General features: G+C 50.4%; 20 protein-coding genes. 18 read left to right on the top strand and 2 right to left on the bottom strand.

Features of this window, described 5'->3' with window-relative positions; translation table 11 throughout:
- Positions 1–5: 5 nt before the first annotated feature.
- Complete coding sequence (locus EDM60_RS26270; protein ID WP_122966598.1) at positions 6–1658, top strand: peptide ABC transporter substrate-binding protein; 1653 nt, start codon at positions 6–8, stop codon at positions 1656–1658.
- Between the two features lie 72 nt (positions 1659–1730).
- On the opposite strand, the gene EDM60_RS26265 is transcribed toward EDM60_RS26270, so the two are convergent.
- On the bottom strand, positions 1731–2180 hold the full coding sequence (locus EDM60_RS26265) for an SRPBCC family protein (RefSeq protein WP_122966597.1): 450 nt from the start codon (positions 2178–2180) through the stop codon (positions 1731–1733).
- Between the two features lie 118 nt (positions 2181–2298).
- Here EDM60_RS26265 and EDM60_RS26260 point away from each other — a divergent pair, with 118 nt between their 5' ends.
- The 12 genes from EDM60_RS26260 to pstB (EDM60_RS26205) all read left to right on the top strand — a co-directional run bounded on the left by EDM60_RS26260 (position 2299) and on the right by pstB (EDM60_RS26205) (position 16053).
- Positions 2299–3105, top strand: coding sequence for a helix-turn-helix transcriptional regulator (locus EDM60_RS26260; RefSeq protein ID WP_122966596.1), 807 nt, complete (start codon positions 2299–2301; stop codon positions 3103–3105).
- 281 nt (positions 3106–3386) lie between these two features.
- Positions 3387–5012: a peptide ABC transporter substrate-binding protein gene (locus tag EDM60_RS26255; RefSeq protein ID WP_122966595.1), complete on the top strand. Its 1626-nt coding sequence runs from the start codon at positions 3387–3389 to the stop codon at positions 5010–5012.
- A gap of 433 nt (positions 5013–5445) precedes the next feature.
- On the top strand, positions 5446–7092 hold the full coding sequence (locus EDM60_RS26250; protein ID WP_122966594.1) for a peptide ABC transporter substrate-binding protein: 1647 nt from the start codon (positions 5446–5448) through the stop codon (positions 7090–7092).
- 181 nt (positions 7093–7273) lie between these two features.
- Positions 7274–8863, top strand: a complete 1590-nt coding sequence (locus EDM60_RS26245; protein ID WP_122966593.1) for a peptide ABC transporter substrate-binding protein — start codon at positions 7274–7276, stop codon at positions 8861–8863.
- A 111-nt stretch (positions 8864–8974) separates the two neighbouring features.
- The gene (locus tag EDM60_RS26240) at positions 8975–9232 is read left to right on the top strand and encodes a hypothetical protein (RefSeq protein ID WP_063229439.1); all 258 of its coding nucleotides are present in this window, start codon (positions 8975–8977) and stop codon (positions 9230–9232) included.
- A 148-nt stretch (positions 9233–9380) separates the two neighbouring features.
- Positions 9381–9761 (top strand): hypothetical protein, encoded by a 381-nt coding sequence (locus EDM60_RS26235; protein WP_229049802.1) that lies wholly within the window; start codon positions 9381–9383, stop codon positions 9759–9761.
- A gap of 186 nt (positions 9762–9947) precedes the next feature.
- The gene (locus EDM60_RS26230; RefSeq protein WP_122966592.1) at positions 9948–11627 is read left to right on the top strand and encodes an N-acetylmuramoyl-L-alanine amidase; all 1680 of its coding nucleotides are present in this window, start codon (positions 9948–9950) and stop codon (positions 11625–11627) included.
- Positions 11628–11641: 14 nt separating this feature from the next.
- The gene (locus EDM60_RS26225) at positions 11642–12190 is read left to right on the top strand and encodes a GerMN domain-containing protein (protein WP_122966591.1); all 549 of its coding nucleotides are present in this window, start codon (positions 11642–11644) and stop codon (positions 12188–12190) included.
- Positions 12191–12377: 187 nt separating this feature from the next.
- Positions 12378–13331: a phosphate ABC transporter substrate-binding protein gene (locus tag EDM60_RS26220; protein WP_122966590.1), complete on the top strand. Its 954-nt coding sequence runs from the start codon at positions 12378–12380 to the stop codon at positions 13329–13331.
- A 94-nt stretch (positions 13332–13425) separates the two neighbouring features.
- Positions 13426–14373 (top strand): phosphate ABC transporter permease subunit PstC, encoded by a 948-nt coding sequence (gene pstC, locus EDM60_RS26215; RefSeq protein WP_122966589.1) that lies wholly within the window; start codon positions 13426–13428, stop codon positions 14371–14373.
- Positions 14374–15264, top strand: a complete 891-nt coding sequence (gene pstA / locus EDM60_RS26210) for a phosphate ABC transporter permease PstA (RefSeq protein ID WP_122966588.1) — start codon at positions 14374–14376, stop codon at positions 15262–15264.
- Positions 15265–15279: 15 nt separating this feature from the next.
- Positions 15280–16053 (top strand): phosphate ABC transporter ATP-binding protein PstB, encoded by a 774-nt coding sequence (gene pstB / locus EDM60_RS26205; protein WP_063229446.1) that lies wholly within the window; start codon positions 15280–15282, stop codon positions 16051–16053.
- Between the two features lie 247 nt (positions 16054–16300).
- Here pstB (EDM60_RS26205) and EDM60_RS26200 read toward each other — a convergent pair whose 3' ends face one another.
- A complete protein-coding gene (locus tag EDM60_RS26200) occupies positions 16301–18328 on the bottom strand; it encodes a methyl-accepting chemotaxis protein (RefSeq protein ID WP_122966587.1) in 2028 nt (675 codons plus the stop codon).
- Between the two features lie 211 nt (positions 18329–18539).
- Between EDM60_RS26200 and pstB (EDM60_RS26195) the strand changes: the two genes are divergently transcribed.
- The 5 genes from pstB (EDM60_RS26195) to EDM60_RS26175 all read left to right on the top strand — a co-directional run bounded on the left by pstB (EDM60_RS26195) (position 18540) and on the right by EDM60_RS26175 (position 23442).
- On the top strand, positions 18540–19292 hold the full coding sequence (gene pstB / locus EDM60_RS26195; protein WP_122966586.1) for a phosphate ABC transporter ATP-binding protein PstB: 753 nt from the start codon (positions 18540–18542) through the stop codon (positions 19290–19292).
- 76 nt (positions 19293–19368) lie between these two features.
- Complete coding sequence (locus tag EDM60_RS26190) at positions 19369–20655, top strand: arsenic transporter (protein ID WP_122966585.1); 1287 nt, start codon at positions 19369–19371, stop codon at positions 20653–20655.
- 161 nt (positions 20656–20816) lie between these two features.
- A complete protein-coding gene (locus EDM60_RS26185) occupies positions 20817–21209 on the top strand; it encodes a hypothetical protein (RefSeq protein ID WP_063229449.1) in 393 nt (130 codons plus the stop codon).
- A 6-nt stretch (positions 21210–21215) separates the two neighbouring features.
- A complete protein-coding gene (locus EDM60_RS26180) occupies positions 21216–21815 on the top strand; it encodes a gluconate 2-dehydrogenase subunit 3 family protein (protein WP_122966584.1) in 600 nt (199 codons plus the stop codon).
- Entirely contained in the window at positions 21805–23442 is a 1638-nt protein-coding gene (locus EDM60_RS26175; RefSeq protein WP_229049803.1) for a GMC family oxidoreductase, read from the top strand. The genes EDM60_RS26180 and EDM60_RS26175 overlap by 11 nt, the downstream gene beginning before the upstream one ends.
- Positions 23443–23498: the final 56 nt, after the last annotated feature.

The raw sequence follows: 23498 nt of genomic DNA, 5'->3' as shown, positions 1-23498 counted from the left end.
TTCAGATGAACAAAACATTCAAACTACTTTTCGGCGTGTCGCTTGTGGCTGGAAGTATTTTGGCAGGATGTTCCGGGAATCAGGCCGCCGCTCCGCCTTCTGCACCTGCCGAGCAAAAGGCAGGAGAAGCCAAGCAGACGGCGAGCGCTGGCAAGCCGCAAGTGTTCAGGGCCAACCTGACAAGCGAGCCTTCGACGGCGGACCCTGGGCTTGCCAAGGATGCTACGTCAGGCGCGGTCGTTCGTGCTACTTTTGACGGCTTGACCAGATTAGACAAAGACGCCAAGCCGATGAACTCGGTTGCGTCGGACGTGAAAATATCCGACGACAAGCGCGTGTACACGTTTACGATTCGCGACTCGAAGTGGAGTAACGGCGATCCGGTGACAGCGCACGACTTCGAGTATGCCTGGAAGCGTGTGCTCAATCCGAAGCTGGGTGCCGAATATGCGTACCAGCTATACTACATCAAAAATGCGGAAAAGGTGCATACGGGCAAGGCGCAAGCAACCGAGCTGGGGGTAAAAGCTCTTGATGACAAAACGCTTGAAGTCACGCTAGAAAACCCGACACCATTTTTCCTGGAATTGACGGCCTTTTACACCTATTATCCTGTAGACAAAAAAGTGGCAGAAGCCAATCCGAACTGGGCGAATGAAGCAGCAACACACGTTAGCAACGGTCCGTTCAAAATGACGGGCTGGGAGCACAAGAGCAAGATTGTATTGGAAAAGAACGAAAACTACTGGGATAAAGATGCTGTCAAACTCGACCGAATCGAATTTGCCATGATTGAGGATGACAATACAGCGCTGTCCATGTTTGATAACAACGAGCTGGACTGGGCTGGTCAACCGCTTGGCGGTTTGCCGACTGATGCGATCCCGTCTTTGAAGGAAGCCGGCAAGCTGGTCGTTCATCCGAAAGCGACGATGTATTGGTACAAAATCAATACGACCAAAGGGCCGCTGAAAAATGCGAAAATCCGCAAAGCGTTGGCCTATGCGGTCGATCGCCAAAGCATCGTGGACAACATCACGCAGGTTGGACAAGTGCCGACGATGGGAATGCTGCCTCAATCGATGATTATCAAACCGGAGGGCTACTTCCGCGACAACGATGTCGAGACAGCGAAAAAGCTGCTGGCGGAAGGCATGCAAGAGCTGGGTGTGACCACCTTGCCCACGATTACGATGTCCTACAACCCGACAGACAGACACAAAAAAATCGCGGAAGCCATGCAGGATCAGTGGAAACGCAATCTCGGCATCGACGTGAAGCTGGCGATCAAAGAATTTAAGGTTCACTTGCAAGATTTGCATGAACTGAATTACGAGATTGGCCGCTTGGGCTGGAATGCCGATTTCAACGATCCGATCAACTATTTGGAAATGTTCCGCGACGCGAAGACCGGAAACAACGATACGGGCTGGGAAGACGAGCGCTACAAAGAGCTTTTGAAACAGTCCGCCTTGGAGAGTGACCCGGAGAAGCGCAAGCAGCTGTTTGCGGAAGCCGAGCAAATTTTCATGGACGCCATGCCAGTCATTCCGCTCTTTACGGATGTCGACGTCTGGGTGCAAAGCGACAAGGTAAGAGGCGTACAGGTAGACGGACTGGGCTTTATCGATCTGAAGTGGGCAGAGATGGTCGAGTAGCAGGCCAAAAACCCCGGTAGCGAGAGTGCCAAGGCATGCCGCTTCCGGGGTTCCCTTTTCAAATTGTCCGGCTTAGTAGCCGAAATCCAACGTTTTTCCTGTTTCTGCATACGTCTTGATGTTGGAGAGAATCATCGGCCAATCTTGACTCGCGTTGGCGTTGGAAGGATGATTTTCGGTCCATTGGTCGTTGATCAAGGTCAGTCGTGTACATCCGCCGACAGGCTCCAGCTTGAAGGTTACGCGGCTCTGCAGTTCAGCGTGGTTGGGCCGGTAAGACGGGCCAGGATGCTCCAGGAAGCTGAAGACTTGCTGCGGCTCGAATGCCAGAACCTTTCCGTACACATGGACTGTCTCAGGGCCATCATTTCCAGGCCCGACATAAGCCAGATCGTCACCGACTTGAAAAGTGGAGCGGATGACGGAGTTGAAAAACGTGCTTTTGACTCCCTCTTCCGAAGTGAGAACGTGCCATACGCGTTCTGGGGTAGCTCCGATGTAAAAATTGAAAATATGATCCATGTCGTGCCTCCTGTTATCAATAAATTTTGAAATTGTAATCCCCAGCTGCAACTACTACTCTTAGTATAGACAGACAAAACAGGGGTGTATTGTAAAAACGCGACAGGAGGCGGACTAAATGGAAAAAAATCCGGATATGCTGCCAAAAGGCGTGCTGCATGCCGTGCTCGGCGGCAAAAAGTTTTCGCTGCAACGGTATGAGCCAAGCAAGGAGATCGGATACTTCGTTCAGCACTATTGGGTAGTCAGATGGGATTTGCGCGGACAAGCTCCTTATTCGCAAACAGTGTTGGCCCACCCCAACGTCAATCTCGTTTTTGAACAGGGGGCATCGGGAATTTTCGGAGTCGCTCCGTCCACGTCCTCCCATATGCTTGCGGGTCAAGGTCATGTATTCGGTGTAAAATTCAAGCCAGGGGGATTCTTTCCGTTTTGGCAAAAACCTGTTTCGGAGCTATACGGTACATCTACTACTATAGAAGAAGTGTTCCAGGTGGACACGGCCGCACTGGAAGCAGAAATACTCCAGTTGCCGGACGATCAGGCAATGGTTGACCGATTCGAGCAGTTTCTGATTGAACGGCTGCCCCAGCAAGATCCGAATGTAGAAAAAATTTCTCAGTTGGTCGCAAGGATTCAGGCGGATCGGAATGTGCTGAAGGTAGAGGATGCTGTTCGACTGTCCGACATGACGTTGCGGACGATGCAGCGACTGTTTGACCGTTATGTTGGCGTCAGCCCGAAATCAGTGATTCAGCGGTATCGGCTGCACGAAGCGGCGCAACTGATTGATCAGGGAGTAGTGAGCGACTGGTTGGAGATGTCCATAGCGCTTGGCTATTACGACCACTCGCATTTCATCCGGGACTTCCGTTCCATTGTCGGAGTATCTCCACAACAATATCGACAAATCCAAAGTTTATAATTTTGAAGAAAGCCTTCCCGGCGTCGTTTGCCAAGACGGGAAGGCTTCTTTGTTTTTGCATGGGAAGAATGGCGAAAATTCCGCGGTTCGCATAGTTTTTCCGTCGCGAGGCATACTTCATTTAATGAAGAATGTGAATTTATTTCCGTTAATACAATTTGATCTTTGAATAAAACATAATTAAACTTGCTTAAAATGTCTTCAATATTACTAAAAATGCAGTATATTTGTTGAAGTAGCTTTTCCATGAGTGTTACACATACAAAAGGGGGTCAACACCAATGAAAAAAAGCGTATTCGCAGCGATGAGTTCCATCCTGGTTCTGAGTGCGGCGCTGGCTGGCTGTGGCGGCGGCGAGAAAGCAGCAGAGCAAGGAAATTCTGCTAATAGTGAAAAAACAAGCGGTCCAAAAGTTCTGCGCATGAACATGAAGAGTGAGCCACCAACGGCTGACCCTGGCTTGGCTGAGGATTCCACTTCCGGTGCTGTTTTGCGTGCGACCTTTGACGGTTTGACTCGTATTGGTGAAGATGGCAAACCACATGAATCCGTAGCGGAAAAAATTGACGTTTCTGAAGATGGACTTACTTATACATTCCACCTGCGTGACAGCAAATGGAGCAACGGCGATGCTGTTACAGCAAAAGACTTTGAATACGCTTGGAAGCGAGCGCTCGATCCGAAACTCGGTTCTACCTACGCTTACCAACTGTACTACCTGAAAAACGCGGAAGAGTACAACACAGGCAAAGCGAAAGCTGAAGACGTGGGCGTAAAAGCAAGTGACGACAAAACACTTGTTGTTACTTTGAAAAACCCGACTCCGTTCTTCCTGGAGCTGACTGCTTTCTACACGTACTTCCCAGTGAACCAAAAAGTGGTTGAAGGAACGCAAAACTGGGCAGGCGACGCGAAAACTCACGTAGGTAACGGTCCGTTCAAGATCGATACTTGGGAGCACAAAAGCAAGCTGATTCTCGCGAAAAACGAGAACTACTGGGATAAAGATGCTGTAAAACTGGACAAGATCGATTTCTCCATGGTCGAGGATGAAAACACGGAGCTGTCCATGTTTGACAACGGCGATCTGGATTGGGCAGGTGCTCCAACTTCCGCACTGCCAACAGACGCGATTCCGGCTCTGAAAGACTCCGGAAAAATGCAAACGCATGCGATTGCGGGCACGTACCTGTACAAATTCAATACAGAGAAACCGCCGTTCAACAATGCGAAAATCCGTAAAGCGTTCGCTTATGCGATCGACCGTCAAACAATCATCGACAACGTAACACAAGCAAACCAAGAACCGGCAATGGGTCTGGTGCCTCCAACGATGGCAGTAGCATCTAGCCCGTACTTCAAAGATAACGATGTAGAAACAGCGAAAAAATTGCTGGAAGAAGGTATGAAAGAGGAAGGCATCACCAAGCTGCCAACTCTGACTCTTTCCTATAATACATCCGAAGGTCACAAGAAAATTGCCGAAGCAATCCAGGACCAATGGAAAAAAGCTCTTGGCGTAGAAGTGAAGCTGGAGAACAAAGAGTGGAAAGTATTCCTGGATGACCTGCACCAAGGTAAATTCCAAATCGCTCGTTCCAGCTGGACTGGCGACTACAACGATCCGTACACATTCCTGGATCTGTTCAAGCTGAAAAAAGGCAGCAACAACGATACCAACTGGGAAAGTCCGAAGTATCAAGAGCTGCTGAACAAATCTGCGGTTGAAAAAGACCCAGAGAAGCGCAAACAAATCTTGGCAGAAGCAGAAGCATTGTTCATGGACGAAATGCCAGCTGCGCCAATCTACTACTACACTCATTCCTACGTGAAGAGCGACAAGGTAAAAGGTGTTGTTCTGGACGGTCTGGGCTTCGTAGACTGGAAATGGGCAGACATTCAATAATAGCAAAGAACGAAAGAGGAGCGATCAGCTCCTCTTTTTTTGTTGAATGCGGAGGGAAATCGCCGTCAAAGCTTGTCGAGTTTGTTCATCCATAAAGAAAACAGAATAGAGGGCAATGAGAAAAATGAATATTTGTAAAATTACAAATAAAAAATGAGTTTGAGAGCGACACGCATCAATAAGCCATTTTGGGCAGGATTGCCAAGAGTGTTGCGAGAAGAAGTGCGACAAAACCGCGCCAAATCAACGTTTTCCAGATGAGAATAAAGACGTCGAGCACTTGCTATTATATTTTTCCAATAAATTATTTTTTATAAAAGATTAAACATCTTTATAAATAAATAAAAATTTATTAAATCATTCTAAAACATATTTAAAAATAATATAAAACCATGTATATTGATAAAAGATTTAGAAAAGGGGGATTACTTGTATGAAAAAGAATGTTTTCGTAGCAATGAGTTCTATCCTCGTTCTTGGTGCGGCACTTGCAGGATGCGGTGGCGGTAACCAAGCAGCGCCAGCAGATAATAATGCAGCAGCAGGTAACAAAACGGAAACTCCTGCTCCAGCAGCTGGACCAAAAGTACTGAAATTGAACCTGCACTCCGAGCCGCCAACAGCTGACCCTGGTATTGCGGAAGATACAACTTCCAGCACGATCATCACAGCTACTTTTGAAGGTTTGACTCGTGTAGGTAAAGATAACAAAGTACATGAAGCAGCAGCTGAAAAAATTGAGATTTCTCCAGACGGTAAAAAATATACATTCAAAATCCGCGATGCTAAATGGAGCAACGGCGATGCCGTATCCGCAAAAGACTTCGAATTTGCTTGGAAACGCGCGCTCGATCCGAAAACAGCTTCCAACTACGCTTACCAACTGTACTATGTGAAGGGTGCTGAAGCCTTCAACAAAGGTACTGGTAAAGTAGAAGATGTAGGCGTAAAAGCAATTGATGACAAAACACTGGAAGTTGAACTGACTAACCCAACTCCATTCTTCCTGGAACTGGTAGCGTTCAAAACATACTTCCCAGTTCACCAAAAAACAGTTGAAGGCAACGACAAATGGGCTACTGACGCGAAAACAATCGTTGGTAACGGTCCATTCAAAATGGAAACTTGGGAACACAAGAGCAAACTGGTTGTTGTGAAAAACGACAACTACTGGGATAAAGACAACGTAAAACTGGACAAAATCGAGTTCTCCATGGTAGAAGATGAGAACACTGAGCTGTCCATGTATGAAAATGGCGAACTGGATTGGGCAGGTGCTCCAACTTCCGCATTGCCAACAGACGCAATTCCGGCTCTGAAAGATTCCGGAAAAATGACAACTCAACCGATCGCAGGTACTTATTTCTACCGTTTCAACACAGAAAAAGCACCTTTCAACAACGTGAAAATCCGTAAAGCGTTTGCTTACGCGATCGATCGTCAAAGCCTGATCGACAACATCCTGCAAGCTGGTCAATTGCCAGCAACAGGCTATGTGCCACCGAGCATGGCTCTGAACAAAGACGGCTACTTCAAGGACAAAGACCTCGATGCAGCGAAAAAATTGCTGGAAGAAGGTATGAAGGAAGCAGGCATCAGCAAACTGCCAACCCTGACACTTTCCTACAACACTTCCGAAGGTCACAAAAAGATCGCAGAAGCGATTCAAGACCAATGGAAGAAAAACCTCGGCGTAGACGTGAAACTCGAAAACAAAGAGTGGAAAGTATACCTGGATGATGTACACCAAGGTAAATACCAAGTAGCTCGCGCTGGTTGGCTGGGTGACTTCAACGATCCAATCAACTTCCTGGAAATGTTCAAAGAAAAAGACGGCGGAAACAACGATACTCGTTGGGAAAATCCGAAGTACAAAGAGCTGCTGAACCAATCCGCTCTGGAACAAGATCCAGAAAAACGTAAAGCAATCTTGGCAGAAGCTGAGCAAATCCTGATGGATGAAATGCCAATCATGCCAATCTACTACTACACTCAATCTTGGGTTAAAAACGACAAGGTTGACGGCGTAATCATCGACGGTCTGGGTGCTGTTGACTACAAATACGCTGACATCAAGTAATCATTGAAGAGATGCAACTGATATAAGGAAGAGAGGCGTTTTTAACGCTTCTCTTCTTTTTTTTGCGGCAAGCGGTCGGCGAGCATGGTGCAATCCTTTTATTAGAAAAATCACCCAAAAAATCCCTCTCGCTTGTATACTGATGGTAGAAGTCCATATAAAAAAATAAGGAGTTTTGATCGTGAAAAAAAGCGTAGTAGCAGTTACAAGCGCAATGCTGATTGTTGGGGGAAGCTTGGCAGGGTATGCGGATGCCGGACAAGCGGCGGAGCCGAAGGTGCTCAGGATGAATATGAACTCGAACCCGCCGACTGTGGACCCGGGGATCGCGGAAGATTCAACGTCAGGAGCAGTAACTAGGGCAATTTTCGAGGGATTGACCCGTGTAGGCAAAGATGGAAAAATTCATGAAGCAGCAGCGGAAAGCTATACGGTTTCTGCTGACGGCAAAACCTATACATTTAAAATCCGTCCATCTAAGTGGAGCAATGGCGATCCGGTAACTGCTCATGACTTCGAATATGCTTGGAAACGCGCGCTGAACCCTGAGACAGCATCGACGTACGCTTATCAGATGTACTATTTGAAAGGAGCGGAAGCGTACAACAAAGGAACCAGGAAAGCGGAAGATGTAGGGGTCAAAGCCATTGATGCGCAAACATTGGTCGTGGAGCTGACCAGTCCGACCCCGTTTTTTACGGAGCTGACGGCTTTCTACACCTACTATCCCGCCAACAAAAAAGTAGTGGAAGCCAACAAGCACTGGGCGAATGATCCGAAAACGATCGTGAGCAACGGCCCTTTTCAAATCGAGACTTGGAAGCCTGAGCAGCAGCTGATTCTGACGAAAAACCAGAACTATTGGGATAAAGCGAGCGTAAAATTGGACGAGATCCATTTTTCCATGATAACTGACGAAGTAGTGGCGCTTACGATGTTTGAGAACGGCGACCTGGACTGGGTTGGTGCGCCTTTGTCGTCTCTTCCTATCGATATCGGGAATGTGTTGAAGGAGCCTGTGATCGTTAATACGCAAGCGATTGCCGGGACTTATTTTTATCGCTTCAACACCGAGCAAGCTCTTTTTAACAATGCCAAAATCCGCAAAGCTTTTGCCTATGCACTGGATCGCCAGATGATGATTGAGTCTCTTTGGATCAACTCCCTCCCCGCGACAAGTTTTGTGCCGCCGAGCATGGCACTTAACGAGGACGGCTACTTCAAAGACAACGACGCGGAAACGGCGAAAAAGCTGCTCCAAGAAGGAATGAAAGAAGCGGGAATCAGCAAGCTCCCTCCCGTCACCCTCTACTACAACAATTCCGAAGGCAACAGAATCGTCGCAGAAGTGATTCAATTGCAGTGGAAAAATAACCTCGGCGTAGACGTGCAGCTGGAAAACAGCGAGTGGAAAAAGTTTCTGGAAGGCGTCGACCAAGGGAAATATCAGATAGCCCGCGCTGGCTGGCTCGCCGACTTCAACGATCCGATCAACTTTTTGGAGATGTTCAAGGACAAAGACGGTGGGCACAATGACACGGGTTGGGAAAATCCGCAGTATAAAGAACTGCTGAACCAATCGGCAAAAGAGCAGGACCCGCAAAAACGCAAAGCGATTCTCGCCAAGGCCGAGCAAATCCTCATGGACGAAATGCCGATCATGCCGATCTACTACTATTCACAAAATTGGCTGCAAAGCAAAAAGGTCGATGGAGTGGTTATGGACGGCTTGGGAATGATCGACTTCAAATACGCAGATATCAAGCCTTAATCTGCTGATGCCCTTCTTTCTTTTTTTCCAACGCATGGACAAATGACCAATCCATTGTGCTCCTGGCTACATAGAGTAAAAAGGAACAAACTGCAACCAGGGGGGATCGCTGTGGATATTGGCAAATTGCTCAGCATTGTAAGGTCAATTCCCAAAGACAAGCTGAAAACGGACGCAGGCTTGAAAGAGGTCATTCGCGATTTGGGCAAAAAAGCGGGCAAAAACTTCTCAGACAAGGAACTGAACGGATATGTGGCGCAGTTTCGGCAAATGTCCAAGACCGAAAACGTCGGGAGCCTGCTGAATAAGCTGTCCAAAAAAGGTGTTAATTCCAAAGACATCGACAACCTGAAAAAGCGCTTTAAATAAAGGGGGGCTTATCTAGGAGGGAGGTGGGATTATCGCTGCCAAGACCCGAAGGAAAAAGAAGCAGGCCGTCTCCCAGGGCCAACTGTTAGAGACGATGCACAGGCTGGCTGATGCGCATGATGTGAGCAATGCCCAGGTGATGCGCGAGATGAACCAGATGAAGCAAGAGTTGCAGGATATGAAGGACACGCTTGGAAGACTGAAGGCTACGCCCAGTCTGGGACCGCGGCGCAGCATCTTGTTCGGTGGACGCCAGCGTCCGGTTCCTGTACAGTCCGCCCCGGAGAAACCGAAGCCTGCGATCTCGATTGAAGATTTGCTGCCGTTATTGCCGCACTTGAGCGGGGCTATTCCCCAACTGAAGAACCCGAAAGTAGCGGATTCAATCAAAGTCCTGTCAAATCCGGCTGTCATGTCCATGATTCAGCAGTTTATTGCCAGCGGGGGCTTGAATATGCTGAAAGGGCAGGGACCAGTTCAGGAAGTAAGCAGAAGAGAAAGGCGCGGCTTGTCGCGCTTCCTTCGATAGAACAAGCAGGATCAGACACGATTCTCTCTCAAAAGACTGCCTCTTTGTCAAAAAAGAGCAGTCTTTTGTCTTTTTGGTACGAAAAGACTATAAACTTTACAGATTCACTAGCGTCTAATAGAATGGTGAACGTTGCACAATGGGCTAACGCCACATAACAAATCAGACATCACGGAGGAGGTCAGGATGAAAAGACGATTTTACCCTCTGCTTCTGGCGCTGCTGCTGGTCCTGCTGCTTATCCCCGGTTGGGCGGCTGCGGCAAGTAGTGCAACTGAGGAGACTGTCAGCTTAATGATTGGTGGACAAGCAGTTACCCCGGATGTACCGCCATTGATCAAAAGCGGGCGGACATTGGTTCCCGTCCGTGTCATCGCAGAAGGTCTGGGCGCAGATGTCGCCTGGAATGAAGCGACCCGGACAGCTGTTATTACGAAGGGATCTCAGCAGCTTTCCCTCACGCTGGACTCGCGCACGGCGCAACTGAACGGAAAACAGGTCAAGCTGGATACAGCCCCTGTCATTTCCGAGAAGCGCATGCTGCTGCCTTTGCGATTTGTCGGGGAATCGCTTGGAATCACAGTAGGTTGGGACAGCAGTTCCCGTACCGTCATTGCCAATGAGACGCCGCAAGTGACATTGAACGGACGCGCTCCTGAAAAAGCGATCAAGCTGTACCAGGTGTCTGACACGATGTATGTGGCTGCCGATGCAGTGGCAGAACAAGTCGGGCAAAAAGGCTTTGCCTGGAGTCGCCCAGAGCGCGGCATGACGATCGACAGCCAGCTGGTTCTCCCGTTGAAGCAAGTGGAAGACGAACTGGGCGGGTCGATTGACTGGAACCAGAAAAAGAACTTGGTCGAGATTGAAAGACTTAATCATCTGACAGGTGTTGAGCAAGATGGGGATCGCGTACATATTAATATGAAGCTGCCTGTACAGGCGAACGCTTTTGTACTGACAGGCCCCCATCGCATTGTGCTGGATCTTCCCCAAACGGCTTTGACAGATGATTTGGTGGAAGAGTTGAAGCAAAAGGAACAAGCAGCGAGCACGGGAGCATCTGAGGATCGCCAGCAGGCTGCTTCCGCAGATGACGAGGACGAACAGAGTGCAGAAGACTCCGATTCTTATAACGATGAGCAGCAGGCAGCCGCGAGTGTGCCGGAGGAAGAGCCGCTCATCGCCAGCCTTCGCTACAGCCAGTACAGTGCTTCTCCCGAGACGGTTCGCGTCGTCATTGAGTTGAACCAGAAGAGCGCGTATAATCTGGCGTATACGAAAGACGGTATCGAAGTGAAGCTTACCCCAAAACCTAAAAAGACAGGCTACCTCATCGTAGTCGATGCTGGTCATGGGGGAAAAGACCCTGGAACGTTGGGCGTGGCAGGCAACCACGAAAAAGATTACAATCTGGCTGTCGCAAACAAGCTAATAGCCTTGTTGAAACAATATCCGGAGTTTCAGGTAGTTCCGGTGCGTACGACAGATGTATTCTATGAGCTGTCAGAGCGGGTGGCGATTGCCAACGAGATGGATGCGGATCTGTTCCTGTCCATCCACGCCAACGCATTCCCGAAACCGACGACAGGCGGAACGGAAACGTTCTATTACAATGCAAACAGCAAAACATTTGCGCAAGTCGTTCACAAGTATTTGCAAGGTGCTACGCAGTTCCCGGATCGGGGCGTCAAGGCAAGCGGCTTTTACGTCATCAAAAACACCAAAATGCCGGCTGTCCTGACAGAGACAGGCTTCCTGTCCAACCCGCAAGAGAATGCGTTGCTTACCTCATCGGAATTTCAGGACAAAATCGCGAAAGCCCTTGCTGCGGCTATTCGTGAATACTATCAGTCTTATCAGTAAGGGAGGCTTTCACGATGAAAAAAAGTCTGATGATCGGGGTGGCAGCTTTTGCTGTGTTGCTTCTGGCTGGTTGCGGACAAAATGCAACGCCTGCACCGCAGCCGACAACACCTGTTGAACAGCCATCCGGCAATAAAACAGACCCATCGACTACAGAGCCGACACTGAAAAAACAGGTCGTGACCGTCTACTACTCCGACAGCGATCTGATGGAGCTGCAAAAAGAAGAACAGGAAATCTCGTTTGCAGAAGACATCGAGAAGTACAAGAAAACACTCGCGCTACTTGGGAAGCCAGTGAAGGCAGATGCTCACTTTCCGCTCTGGAAAGACTTCCAGTACCATTCGTTGACGTTTGCTGACGGCACGTTGACGATTGATGCGGATAGCAAAAACCAGTACAACCTCGGTTCCAGCGGCGAAGGAATGGCAGTGGACTCGCTGAAAGAAACCTTTTTTCAATTCCCGGAAGTAAAACAAATCGTCATCCTGGAAGACGGCAAGAAAACGGAATCGTTGATGGGGCATGTCGATATATCGCAGCCTTTGACCCGCAACAAATAAATAGTTAACCGCAAGCAAAAGGCGGCACAACCTGATTGAACAGGATGTGCCGCCTTTTATACATTTGCCCGACCATCTTTAAAAAAGCTTAACAATGGCATCACAATCCTACAACATTCGACCTGTATAGTTTGTACTTGTAAGAGAGAAAAAACAAACCGAACCTTTTAAGGAGGATTTTCATCCAATGAAAAAACTCAGCAAAATGTTAATGGCGCTGACATTTGTAGGAGCATTGCTCGCAGGTTGTGGAAGCAACAATGCGGCTCCAGCACCACAGCAACCAGCGCAACAACCGGCGCAGCAACCAGCTACCCCGGCTCCGGAACAAAACAACTCTGGTTCGACAACAACTACATCGGGTGAACCGATCACTGCAGTTGGTTCTACCGCTTTGCAGCCTCTGGTCGAGCAAACGGCCAAAGACTTTATGGCAAAAAATCAAGGTGTGCAAATCCAAGTTCAAGGCGGAGGAAGCGGTACAGGTCTGAGCCAAGTAGCAAGCGGCGCAGCAACAATCGGTAACTCCGACATCTTCGCAGAAGAGAAAAAAGGCATTCCGGCAAACGAACTGGTTGACCATAGAGTAGCAGTTGTTGGTATGGCAGCAGCGGTTAGCCCGAAAGTAAAAGTAGACAACCTGACCAAGCAACAACTGATCGACATCTTCACTGGCAAAATCACCAACTGGAAAGATGTTGGCGGCGACGATATGAAGATCACGCTGGTAAACCGTCCGAAGTCTTCCGGAACCCGTGCAACATTCAGCAAATTCGCACTGGACGGAAAAGAAGAAGCAGAAGGCATCACAGAGGATTCCTCGGGTACCGTTCGCAAAATCATCGCGGAAACTCCTGGCGCAATCGGCTACCTGGCTCTGTCCTACTTCAATGACTCCGTAAAAGCATTGAAACTCGACGATGTAGAAGCAAACGCAGAAAACATTGCATCGAACAAATACCCAGTGTGGGCATATGAGCACATGTATACAAAAGGCGAGCCAACTGGCAACGCAAAAGCTTTCCTGGAGTTCATTCTGTCTGAAGAAGTACAAAAGAAAACTATTACTGAACTGGGCTTCCTGCCAATCACAGACATGAAAGTAGAACGTGATGCAGAAGGCAAAGTAACGCAAAAATAAGACACTCACGGGTCAACAGCAAAATAGAGGGGTGGGGGGGCCTTACCCCTCATTTTGCTTGCTCGAAAGCCGTTTTCTTTCTAGGAGGGAGAACATGAACCATCGTATTGAAGGGGTAGGGACAAATCGCCAATCACTGATTGCGCGAAAAATGCTGACATACAATAAACGCCAATTTACAGAGAATATGACCGGGCGAACAATCGCCATGGTATGTGCGGCTTTGCTGGTCATCGTCGTCTTGTCGATTACGTACTTCATCGCTTCCAAAGGGTTGTCCACCTTTTTTGTTGACGGTGTCAGTATCAGTGAATTTTTGACTCAGGTGAAATGGGACCCAGAGGGCGAGCCTGCACTCTACGGTGTGTTTCCTTTCATCCTCGGATCGTTTTTGGTAACGGCTCTCGCTGCATTGATCGCGGCACCGCTCGGAATTGGCGCAGCGATTTTCATGACGGAAATATTCCCGGGCTTCGGGAAAAAAGTGTTGAAACCAGTTATTGAGCTTTTGGTTGGGATTCCATCCGTTGTATACGGATATGTAGGTCTTACTTTGTTGGTTCCGTTTATTCGCGAACAGTTCGATGTGTTGGGCTTCAGTCTGTTGGCTGGGGGACTCGTACTCGCTTTGATGATCTTGCCTACGATCACCAGTGTGGCGACAGATGCGATCGAGGCTGTGCCTCAAGATTTGCGGAACGCATCGCTTGCTCTGGGTGCGACGCGTTGGCAGACGATTTGGAATGTCGTGCTGCATTCTTCCCTGCCGGGTTGCTTGACGGCGGTCGTATTGGGGATGGCGCGCGCATTTGGCGAAGCGCTTGCGGTACAAATGGTGATCGGTAACACGACGAAGCTTCCAGGCAGCTTGCTTGATCCAATCAGCACGCTGACGAGCGGAATTACGCTTAACATGGGAAATACGATTCAGGGAACGCCTTACAACAATGCGCTCTGGTCCATGGCTCTTCTGCTGCTTCTGATGTCGTTCGTTTTCATTATGATCTTGCGCTTTTTGGGCAGAAAAAGGCTGGTGAAGTAAATGAGAGCGAGATTGATGGACCGTATTGCGACTGTTGTGCTGACTCTGATTGCCGCTTTGATTATCGGTACGCTTATCGGCTTGCTCGGCTTCATTTTGACGCAAGGCTGGCATAAGCTGAACCTGGACTTTTTGACTTCTCCGCCTGATATCGTCAACGCAGGAGGCGGGATCGGACCGCAGCTGTTCAACTCGTTTTACTTGCTGGTTCTGACCATGCTGATTGCTTTGCCGCTTGGCATCGGAGCAGGAATTTATATGGCTGAATATGCGCCGGATAACAAGTTCACACAGTTTATCCGCATGAGTATAGAAGTGCTTTCTTCGTTGCCGTCTATCGTTGTTGGCCTGTTTGGTTTGCTCGTCTTCGTAAACATGACGGGCTGGGGGTATACCTTGTTCTCCGGTGCCCTGGCTTTGACCGTTTTCAACCTTCCGTTGCTCGTACGCGTAACAGAGGATGCGCTGCGCAACGTGCCGCGCAGTCAAAAAGAAGCAAGCCTGGCGCTTGGCATCACCAAATGGCGGACGATCGTTTCCGTCATTCTTCCGGCAGCGCTCCCGGGCATTCTCACCGGGGCGATCCTCGCTTCTGGCCGCGTTTTCGGGGAAGCGGCTGCGCTTTTGTTTACGGCAGGGATGTCTTCGCCGAACCTGAACTTTGCTGATTTCTCCTTGAACAGTCCGACCTCTCCGCTGAATCCGTTCCGCCCGGCTGAAACATTGGCCGTGCATATTTGGAAAGTAAACAGCGAGGGGCTGACGCCAGACGCTCGCGATGTGGCAGACGGTGCGGCAGCTGTTCTGATCATTGCTGTGTTGCTCTTTAACCTCTCGGCCCGTTGGTTTGGTACTTGGGTATACAAAAAGATGACTTCAGGGTCCAACTAAGGAGAGATGACGGGGATGTCCATACTCACCATGCAGGATACGATTATTTCAACAAACAATGTCTCGGTTTATTACGGCGAGAAGCAAGCCGTCAAAAATATCTCGATGGAAGTCGAGCGCAACTCGGTGACGGCTTTTATCGGGCCGTCCGGCTGTGGAAAATCGACGCTTTTGCGCAGCCTGAACAGGATGAACGACCTCGTTCCTTCGTGCCGCGTGACAGGCTCGATTGTCGTGGATGGAATCAACATCAACAGTGAGGAAGTCAACATCGAGAGCTTGCGCCAGGTCGTCGGAATGGTGTTCCAGAGGGCCAACCCTTTTTTCAAATCGATCTATGAAAATATCGCGTTCGCCCCGCGTTTTCACGGATTGACGGATCGTCGCAAGCTGGACGAATTGGTGGAGACGAGCTTGCGCAAAGCGGCTTTGTGGGACGAAGTAAAAGACCGTCTGCGCGATTCCGCCCTGTCTCTGTCAGGCGGACAGCAGCAGCGTCTGTGCATCGCACGCGCCATTGCCATGCAGCCGACCATTTTGCTGCTGGATGAGCCGGCTTCTGCGCTCGACCCGATTTCTACGATGAAAATCGAAGAGCTGGTCATGCAACTGAAGGAAGAGTACACAATCGTGATCGTGACGCACAACTTGCACCAGGCGGCGCGCATCTCGGATAAGACGGCGTTCTTTTTGCTCGGCGAACTGGTCGAGATGGATGAAACGGGAAAAATTTTCACCTCGCCAGAAAACGACAAGACAGAGGCGTACATCAGCGGTCGCTTTGGCTGAATCGCGAAAACGAAGGAAAAGAAAAGGCTCTCCTGGCAGCAAGCTTGCGCAGGAGGGCCTTTTCTTGTACAGTCTCGGGGCAAGGGCAAGGGCAAGGGCAAGGGCAAGGGCAAGGGCAAGGGCAAGGGCAAGGACAACGCCGGAGCCAGAGCCACGAAATGCAGCATGACTCCCCAAGCGTTGATGATGATTGCTGCGCCGTGCGACGAGTCCGCTAGACAGCAAAACAGGCAACAAAAAAAGCCTTCTATGCAGAAGGCTTTTCTACTGCCCGGAAAAACCGGATTTCGTGCTCCAAATCTTCTACGATGCCAGCGAGTCGCTCTGAATCGTGCAGGAACTGCTCAGACAGCGAGAGACTTTCCTGATTGGCGGCGACGGCTTGCTGGGTGCCGGCAACCACTTCCTGAGCGGAATCCGCGAGGCTGTCGACGCGCCGGAAAATGACCTGGCTTTGACTGGAGATCGTTTCGGCCAACTGCCTGATCGCTTCAAACTGCGTCGTCAAAACTTCGCTGATCGAGATCGTCTGCTGGAAAATATCTGTCGCCTGATGCAATGTGTGAATCCCGTCGACGGTCGCGTGATCGGTAGTTGCCAGACAAGCTTCTACGCGCTCCATCCGGTTCTCGCCGGACGTGATGACGTGTTGGATGCGAGTAGTGGCCTCCTCGGTTTGCTCCGACAACAGGCGGATTTCGTCAGCCACGATGCCGAAGCCGAGTCCAGCCTGACCAGCTCGCGATGCTTCAATCCGGGCGTTGAAAGACAACAGTCTGGTGCGCTGCGAGATGGAGGAAATCCAGCCGAGAATGTCCCGAATGTCATCCATGCTTTCTCGCATCGAACCCATCGCCTGAAGGGATGCTTTCATATCCGTCGAGATTTTTTGCATGTTGTCTTTTAACAGGGCGATTGAGGTTGCGGCTTTGGCGCTTTGTTCCCGCGATTTCTGATTTTGCATGATCGCTGTTTCCATCGATTGGGTGACGCGGCCCAACTCTTGCGTGATGTCTGCCATAGTTTGGTGAATATCATCGATTTGGGCTTGCTGGTTGTCCATTTCCAGGGCGAGTCGCTCCGTGACGGAGACGACCTCTGTCTGCATGGCGTGGGAGTGTCGCGAGCCTGTTCCGACATGCTCGGCCACCTGTTTGACATCGGAAATGACGTACTGGATTTTGCCGATGATCGTTCTGATCTGTCCGCTCATCCGGTTGAAGCTGTCGGCGAGCTGTCTGATTTCATCATTGGTTTGGACGTGCATCGTCTGGAACAAGTCGCCTTCGCTGAAAGCCGTCATTTTTTGCTGGACTTCTTTGACGGGCTTGATAATTTTGCGAACGTACAAATAGAGCAGCAAAGCCAGTGAAATCAGACCGACGAGCGAGATGACCAGAATCGTCAGTTGCAAGCGGCGGACCTCCTGCTTGACCTCTGATACGGATTGAACGACGATCATTCCCCATTTGAGCGCCGGGTCGAACTTGTAGGCAGCGAACGCATCCATGCCGTTTATATGGAACGAATCAAAGCCTGACTTGCCTGCGATCACATTGGAGACGACGGGCAGCTCCGTGAGCAGGGGGCGCTGCAAGGCGTACGTTTTATCCGGGTGAGCGAGCAGCTTCCCTTGCTGATCGACAATCATCGCGTACCCGGTATTTCCCAGCTTGATTTGTCCAATCGACTCGCTGAGCTTTGGCACGGAGACGAACGCTACGACTACCCCGACAGGTTCTTCCTCGTCGTTGCGCAAAGCCATCGACACGGCGATTTTGGGAAACTCGGTTGCGGAAAATTGAAACACGTCCGAAACAAAAGCGGTTGGCTTGTCCCACGCTCCTTTGTACCAGTCTGCTGCCCGCGGATCATAAGAGCTGTCCAGCGGGGAGCCTGGGAAGGTCAAGTAACGCCCATCTGCTGTAACGACCTGAATTTCCGAAATCGTCGGATTGCTGTTAACCATGTCGGTAAAGATGCCGAAGCTCTGACTGTTTGTGATTTTGCTGTTTTTGTAAGTAGAAGCATAGGAGGAAAGAGCGGTGATGATTGACTGTACGCGGCTGTTCACTTCCTGCAAGGCAGACCCGGATGCATCGAAGAGCTGCTGCTTCGTTTTTTCATTGAGTGTGCTTTCCGATTGATAACTGATAAAGAATGCGGCAATGGCCATCATGCTGACTACCATAGTCAAAATCCCGAAAAACAATCTGGTAAAAATCGATCGGTAATGAAACGACGCGTTGCCCAATATACGTTTTTTTCTCGGCATTACATGCTCTCCCCTTATTCGACAAAACGTTCAGCTTTATTGTAGGGTGTACTATTGGGGGCGTATATGGTTTGCAAGAAACATTTACCATAACTTTACCTAGCTTTAAAACTTTATGGAAACTTAATATAGTCCTCATCAAAGCATAACATTGGCGAGCTATAGTGGTTGAGTAATCAGATGCTACAACCGCGAAGGAGCGAAGGAAAGCATGAGTGTTATTTCGGTAAGAGAGTTAAATCTCTTCTACGGTAACAAACAAGCCCTCTATCATATAAATCTTGATGTTGAGCCAAATTCCATTACAGCTTTGATCGGGCCGTCCGGCTGCGGGAAGTCTACGTTTTTGCGCACGTTGAACCGGATGAACGACTCTGTTCCGAACACCAAAATCACCGGAGTTGTAAAGGTGTTTGATGAAGACATTTACAGTTCCAGCGTGGAAGTCGAGCGGTTGCGTAAAAATATCGGAATGGTGTTCCAGCATCCGAATCCGTTTCCGAAAAGCATTTACGACAATGTCACTTACGGACCGAGACTTCACGGCATGATGGATCGCCACAAGCTCGACGAGATCGTGGAGAACAGTCTCAAGGCCGCTGCTTTGTGGGACGAAGTCAAGGACGTGTTGAAAAAGCCTGCTACCGGACTGTCTGGCGGACAACAGCAACGTCTCTGTATTGCACGCGCGCTGGCTGTCCAGCCGCAAGTCATTTTGATGGATGAGCCTACTTCTGCGCTGGACCCGATCTCCACGGCGAAAATCGAGGAGCTGCTGGAAGAGCTGAAAGATACGTATACGATCGTCATCGTGACGCATAACATGCAGCAAGCAGCGCGAATTTCTGACAAAACGGCGTTCTTCCTCAACGGGGAGCTTGTGGAATTTGACCAGACGCCAACGATTTTCCAAAACCCGCGCGACAAACGGACAGAGGACTACATTACTGGCCGTTTCGGATAAAGCAAGTTTGTAGTAAGGTAGAGGAGCGGACCGATTGCGGGTTCGCTCTTTTTGGCGTGGAGGGGAGACATACGCGGTGGTCTGGATTTCATTGTTGATTTTTATCGTTACGCTGACATTGGTTATTTGGCAGCCAAAAGGTTTGTCGATCGGCTATCCGGCGGTAGGGGGAGCTGTGTTGGCTCTTGTGACAGGGGTAGTGTCACTCGCTGATGTGGCGGAAGTGACGTCGATCGTCTGGAATGCCACGTTTGCCCTGGTTGGCATTATCATCATTTCGCTCATTTTGGATGAGATCGGCTTTTTTGAATGGGCCGCCCTGCATATGGCGCGATTGGCAAAAGGAAATGGCCGCTTGATGTTCACCTACGTCATTTTGCTCGGGACGCTGGTGTCTGCTTTGTTTACGAATGACGGAACAGCGCTGATCCTGACGCCGATCGTACTCGCCCAGGTTCGCGCACTCAAGCTCGACGGCGGGATGGTTTTGGCATTTGTCATGGCGAGCGGCTTCATCGCTGATACGAGTTCCTTGCCTTTTGTGGTCAGCAACCTGGTCAACATCGTTTCCGCTGACTATTTCGACATCGGCTTTGCCGAATACGCGCTGAAAATGGTTTTGCCCACCTTGTTTTCTGTCGGCGGCAGCCTGTTGGTTTTGTTTCTGTACTATCGCAAAAGCATCCCGCGTCACGTAGATTTGTCCCAGCTTCGGCGGCCGGGAGAGGCTATTCGCGATCAGCGACTGTTTCGCCTGGCGTGGCCGATTCTCGGCGTGCTGTTGCTCGGCTTTTTTCTAAGCGAGTCGATCCATGTGCCTGTTTCGTTCATCATCGCGCTCGCCGCTCTCGTGTTTTGCCTCGTCTCGCGAAAAAGCAAGGCGATTGCCATGGGCAGGATCATGAAGGAAGCGCCGTGGGTGGTCGTCATTTTTTCCATCGGCATGTATGTAGTGGTCTGGGGACTGCACAATGCGCAGCTTACGGATTTGGTGAAAGCGGCGCTTGTTGCGCTCATGGATTGCGGCTTGCTTGCAACCACGCTAGGCACAGGGCTGATTTCCGCCATTTTGTCTTCGATCATGAACAACTTGCCGACCGTCATGTTCAACGCTTTGGCGATTGGCAGCACGCAAGCAGAAGGCGTCTTCCGCGAAGCGATGATCTACGCCAACGTCATCGGGAGCGATCTCGGACCCAAAATAACGCCGATTGGCTCGCTCGCCACTTTGCTGTGGCTGCACGTACTGGGCCGCAAAGGCGTGAAAATTACGTGGGGTCAATATTTTCGCACAGGGGTTGTGCTGACGGTGCCAACTCTCATCATTACTTTGCTCGGGTTGTACCTGACACTGATCCTTTAAAAGAAACGGATAAAGCAAGTCTGCTGACGATTGGACCAGCAGGCTTGTTTTTTTATGGACGCGAAGAGGGGTGTTTTCCGAAAATAGCTTTTTTACTCGAATAGGACAGCAGAAGCAAAGGGAAAAATAGGCGCAACATACAGCAAAAGGAGGATGTTTCCATGTGGCAGGGCTGGCCGATCGAGCGTGTGCTTATTTTGTTTGCGGGACTGTCGTTCATTTTGATTGCCGTTCAAGTCACTCTGTTTCATTCCAGACAAAACTTTCGGCATTGGGCGATGTGGGTGCCTGTGATTGAACTGCCGATTTTTGCGGTTGCCGCTATTGTGTTGTCGTTCGTGAATGCAGGATGGCTCAGGTGGGTGTTTGCCTTGATGATGTTCGTCGGCATGGGGGGAGGCGTGTACGGGGCTTATCTGCACGCCGCAGGAGTCAAACAGCGCGTAGGCGGATTTTCGCAATCGCAAAATTTTTTGGTCGGCCCTCCGGTTATTCTTCCTCTGCTCATTACGGCGATTTCTGCTTTGGGGCTATTGGCCCTGTTCTGGGGGTGAGGGCAGATGGCAAAGCACAGACGTTACCCTGCCTATGATGTGTGGGAAGAGCACGCCAATTGGGATGTTCACACGCGACAAATTGTTGGAGCCAGGAAAATGCCGCAGGTCGCCCACAGCTACTTGCTGCCTGCCGAGGCCCTTTTGCTGCAAGCGATTGTGAGTGTGCTTGTAGACGACCACAGGCTGGAGGTGCTGACTTTTGTCGTGGCGCATATCGATGAGTCGCTCGCGAGTCCCGTCGGAGAATCGCAGCGCAAGGTCGGTGTTCCGGAGAAAAAACAGCTGTATCGTCTCGGCCTGGCAGGTGTGGAAGCTGAGAGTCACGCAGAGTTCGGTTGCGAGTTTGGCGCGCTCTCCGCTGGCGATCAGGAGCAGGTGTTGAAGCGGATTTCTGGCGGCAGCGTGAAGGAGCAAGAGGCGTGGACGCATGCTGCGGCCGTCGATTTTTTCAAAAAGCTGCTGCACGATACCGTGCAAGCCTATTATTCGCACCCGCTCGTCTGGTCGGATATCGGTTACGGCGGGCCAGCTTATCCCCGCGGTTATGTGCGGGTGGAAAAAGGATTGACAGACCCATGGGAGGCGAAGGCAAATGGCGAATAACGACGAGAAGCGGCATCCCAACGAAGCGGATCGGGCACGTTCCTCCCAGGATGGCCTGGTACGAAAATACGCGGAAGAAGCAGATGTATGCATCGTCGGAGCAGGCGCGGCAGGAGGGGTGCTGGCGTACGAATTGGCGAAAGCAGGACTGCGCGTGGTCGTGCTGGAAGCAGGGCCGTTCTGGGACCCGCAGCGCGACTTTGCCAGCGACGAGTTGAGCATGCAGCGGCTTGCCTGGCAGGAGACGAGGCTGGTTGCGGGAAACGACCCTTTGCGGCTGGGTCATAACAACTCCGGGCGGGGAATCGGCGGAGGCACCGTTCATTTTACAGGGGTATTTTTACGATTTCACGAAAGCGATTTTATGACCCGGACAGCAGATGGGGTCGGGGAAGACTGGCCGATCACCTATCATGACCTGGCTCCGTATTACGACAAGATCGAGCGGGAAATTGCCGTGTCAGGCCCGCATCATTTTCCGTGGGGAGCTTTTCAGGGGCCGTATCCTTACCCGGTTCGCGAACCGATCAGCGCCAACGCCCAATTGTTCCGGGAAGGCTGCGACAAGCTGGGGATCGAAAGCGTAGTTGCCCCCCTCGCGATTTTATCGGCTCCGTTTGACGGACGTCCGCCCTGTATCAACCGCGGCTTTTGCAACCAGGGCTGTATGCCGAATGCCAAGTACAGTGGTCTGATTCATCATATTCCAAAGGCGATCGCAGAAGGAGCGGAAGTATTGTCTGACTGCACGGTCACGGAAATATTGATGGCGGGCGACCGAGTCAGCGGAGTGTTGTTTTCCCATCAGGGGCTGATGCATCGGCAGATGGCGCGGGTCGTTATTCTCGCCGGTTTTGTTGTGGAAACGCCACGCTTGCTGTTGAACTCGGCGACATCGCGGTTCCCCCAAGGATTGGCCAATTCCAGCGGCTGGGTAGGCAAAGCGATCATGCCTCATTCAAGTCATGACGTCTACGGGCGGCTCCCGGAAGAAGTGCGCCTGTACAAAGGAACGCCAGTGCTTGCCTTGACCCAGCACTTTTATGAGACGGAGCGGGAGCGCGGCTTCGCCAGAGGGTACACGCTGAGTGCGCATGGATCAAGACCAGTCGGCATGGCGGGAGCAATCGCGACGGAGCGGGAAGACAAAACCTTTTTGTGGGGCAAACAACTGCGGGAAACGATGCTTGATTACAACATGTATGCGCGAATTACGCTGGTAGGGGAAGTGCTCCCTCATCCTGACAATGCCGTTACGCTTAGCGGGGAAAAAGATGAAAACGGGATGCCGATACCGAAAGTCACTTTCAGCTATCAGGAAAACGACCGCAAGCTGTACCAGCATGCCATCGGGCAGATGAACCGGATCATGGAAGCGATGGGCGGAAAGCCGGAGCATGTCGTCTCGGATACCGCTCATTTGATGGGGGGCTGCCGAATGGGGAATAACCCCGAGCAGTCGGTTGTGAACGAGTTTGGGCAATCTCATGACATTCCCAATCTTTTCATAGCGGGTGCTTCCACATTCGTTACATCGAGTGGCAGCAACCCGACAAACACAGTAATGGCGCTGGCTGCGCGCACAGCGGACAAGCTGATCGAAGCGATGCAGCAGCGAGATGTTTAAGAAGTGTTCAAGGAACTTTTACGTTCATATCTTCCCCATCATATAAGCCATATAGT

Source organism: Brevibacillus parabrevis (genome assembly GCF_003710905.1).
Taxonomy (GTDB): domain Bacteria; phylum Bacillota; class Bacilli; order Brevibacillales; family Brevibacillaceae; genus Brevibacillus; species Brevibacillus parabrevis.
The sequence above is the reverse complement of the archived record's forward strand: the minus strand, read 5'-3'. Positions and strand labels throughout refer to the sequence as shown.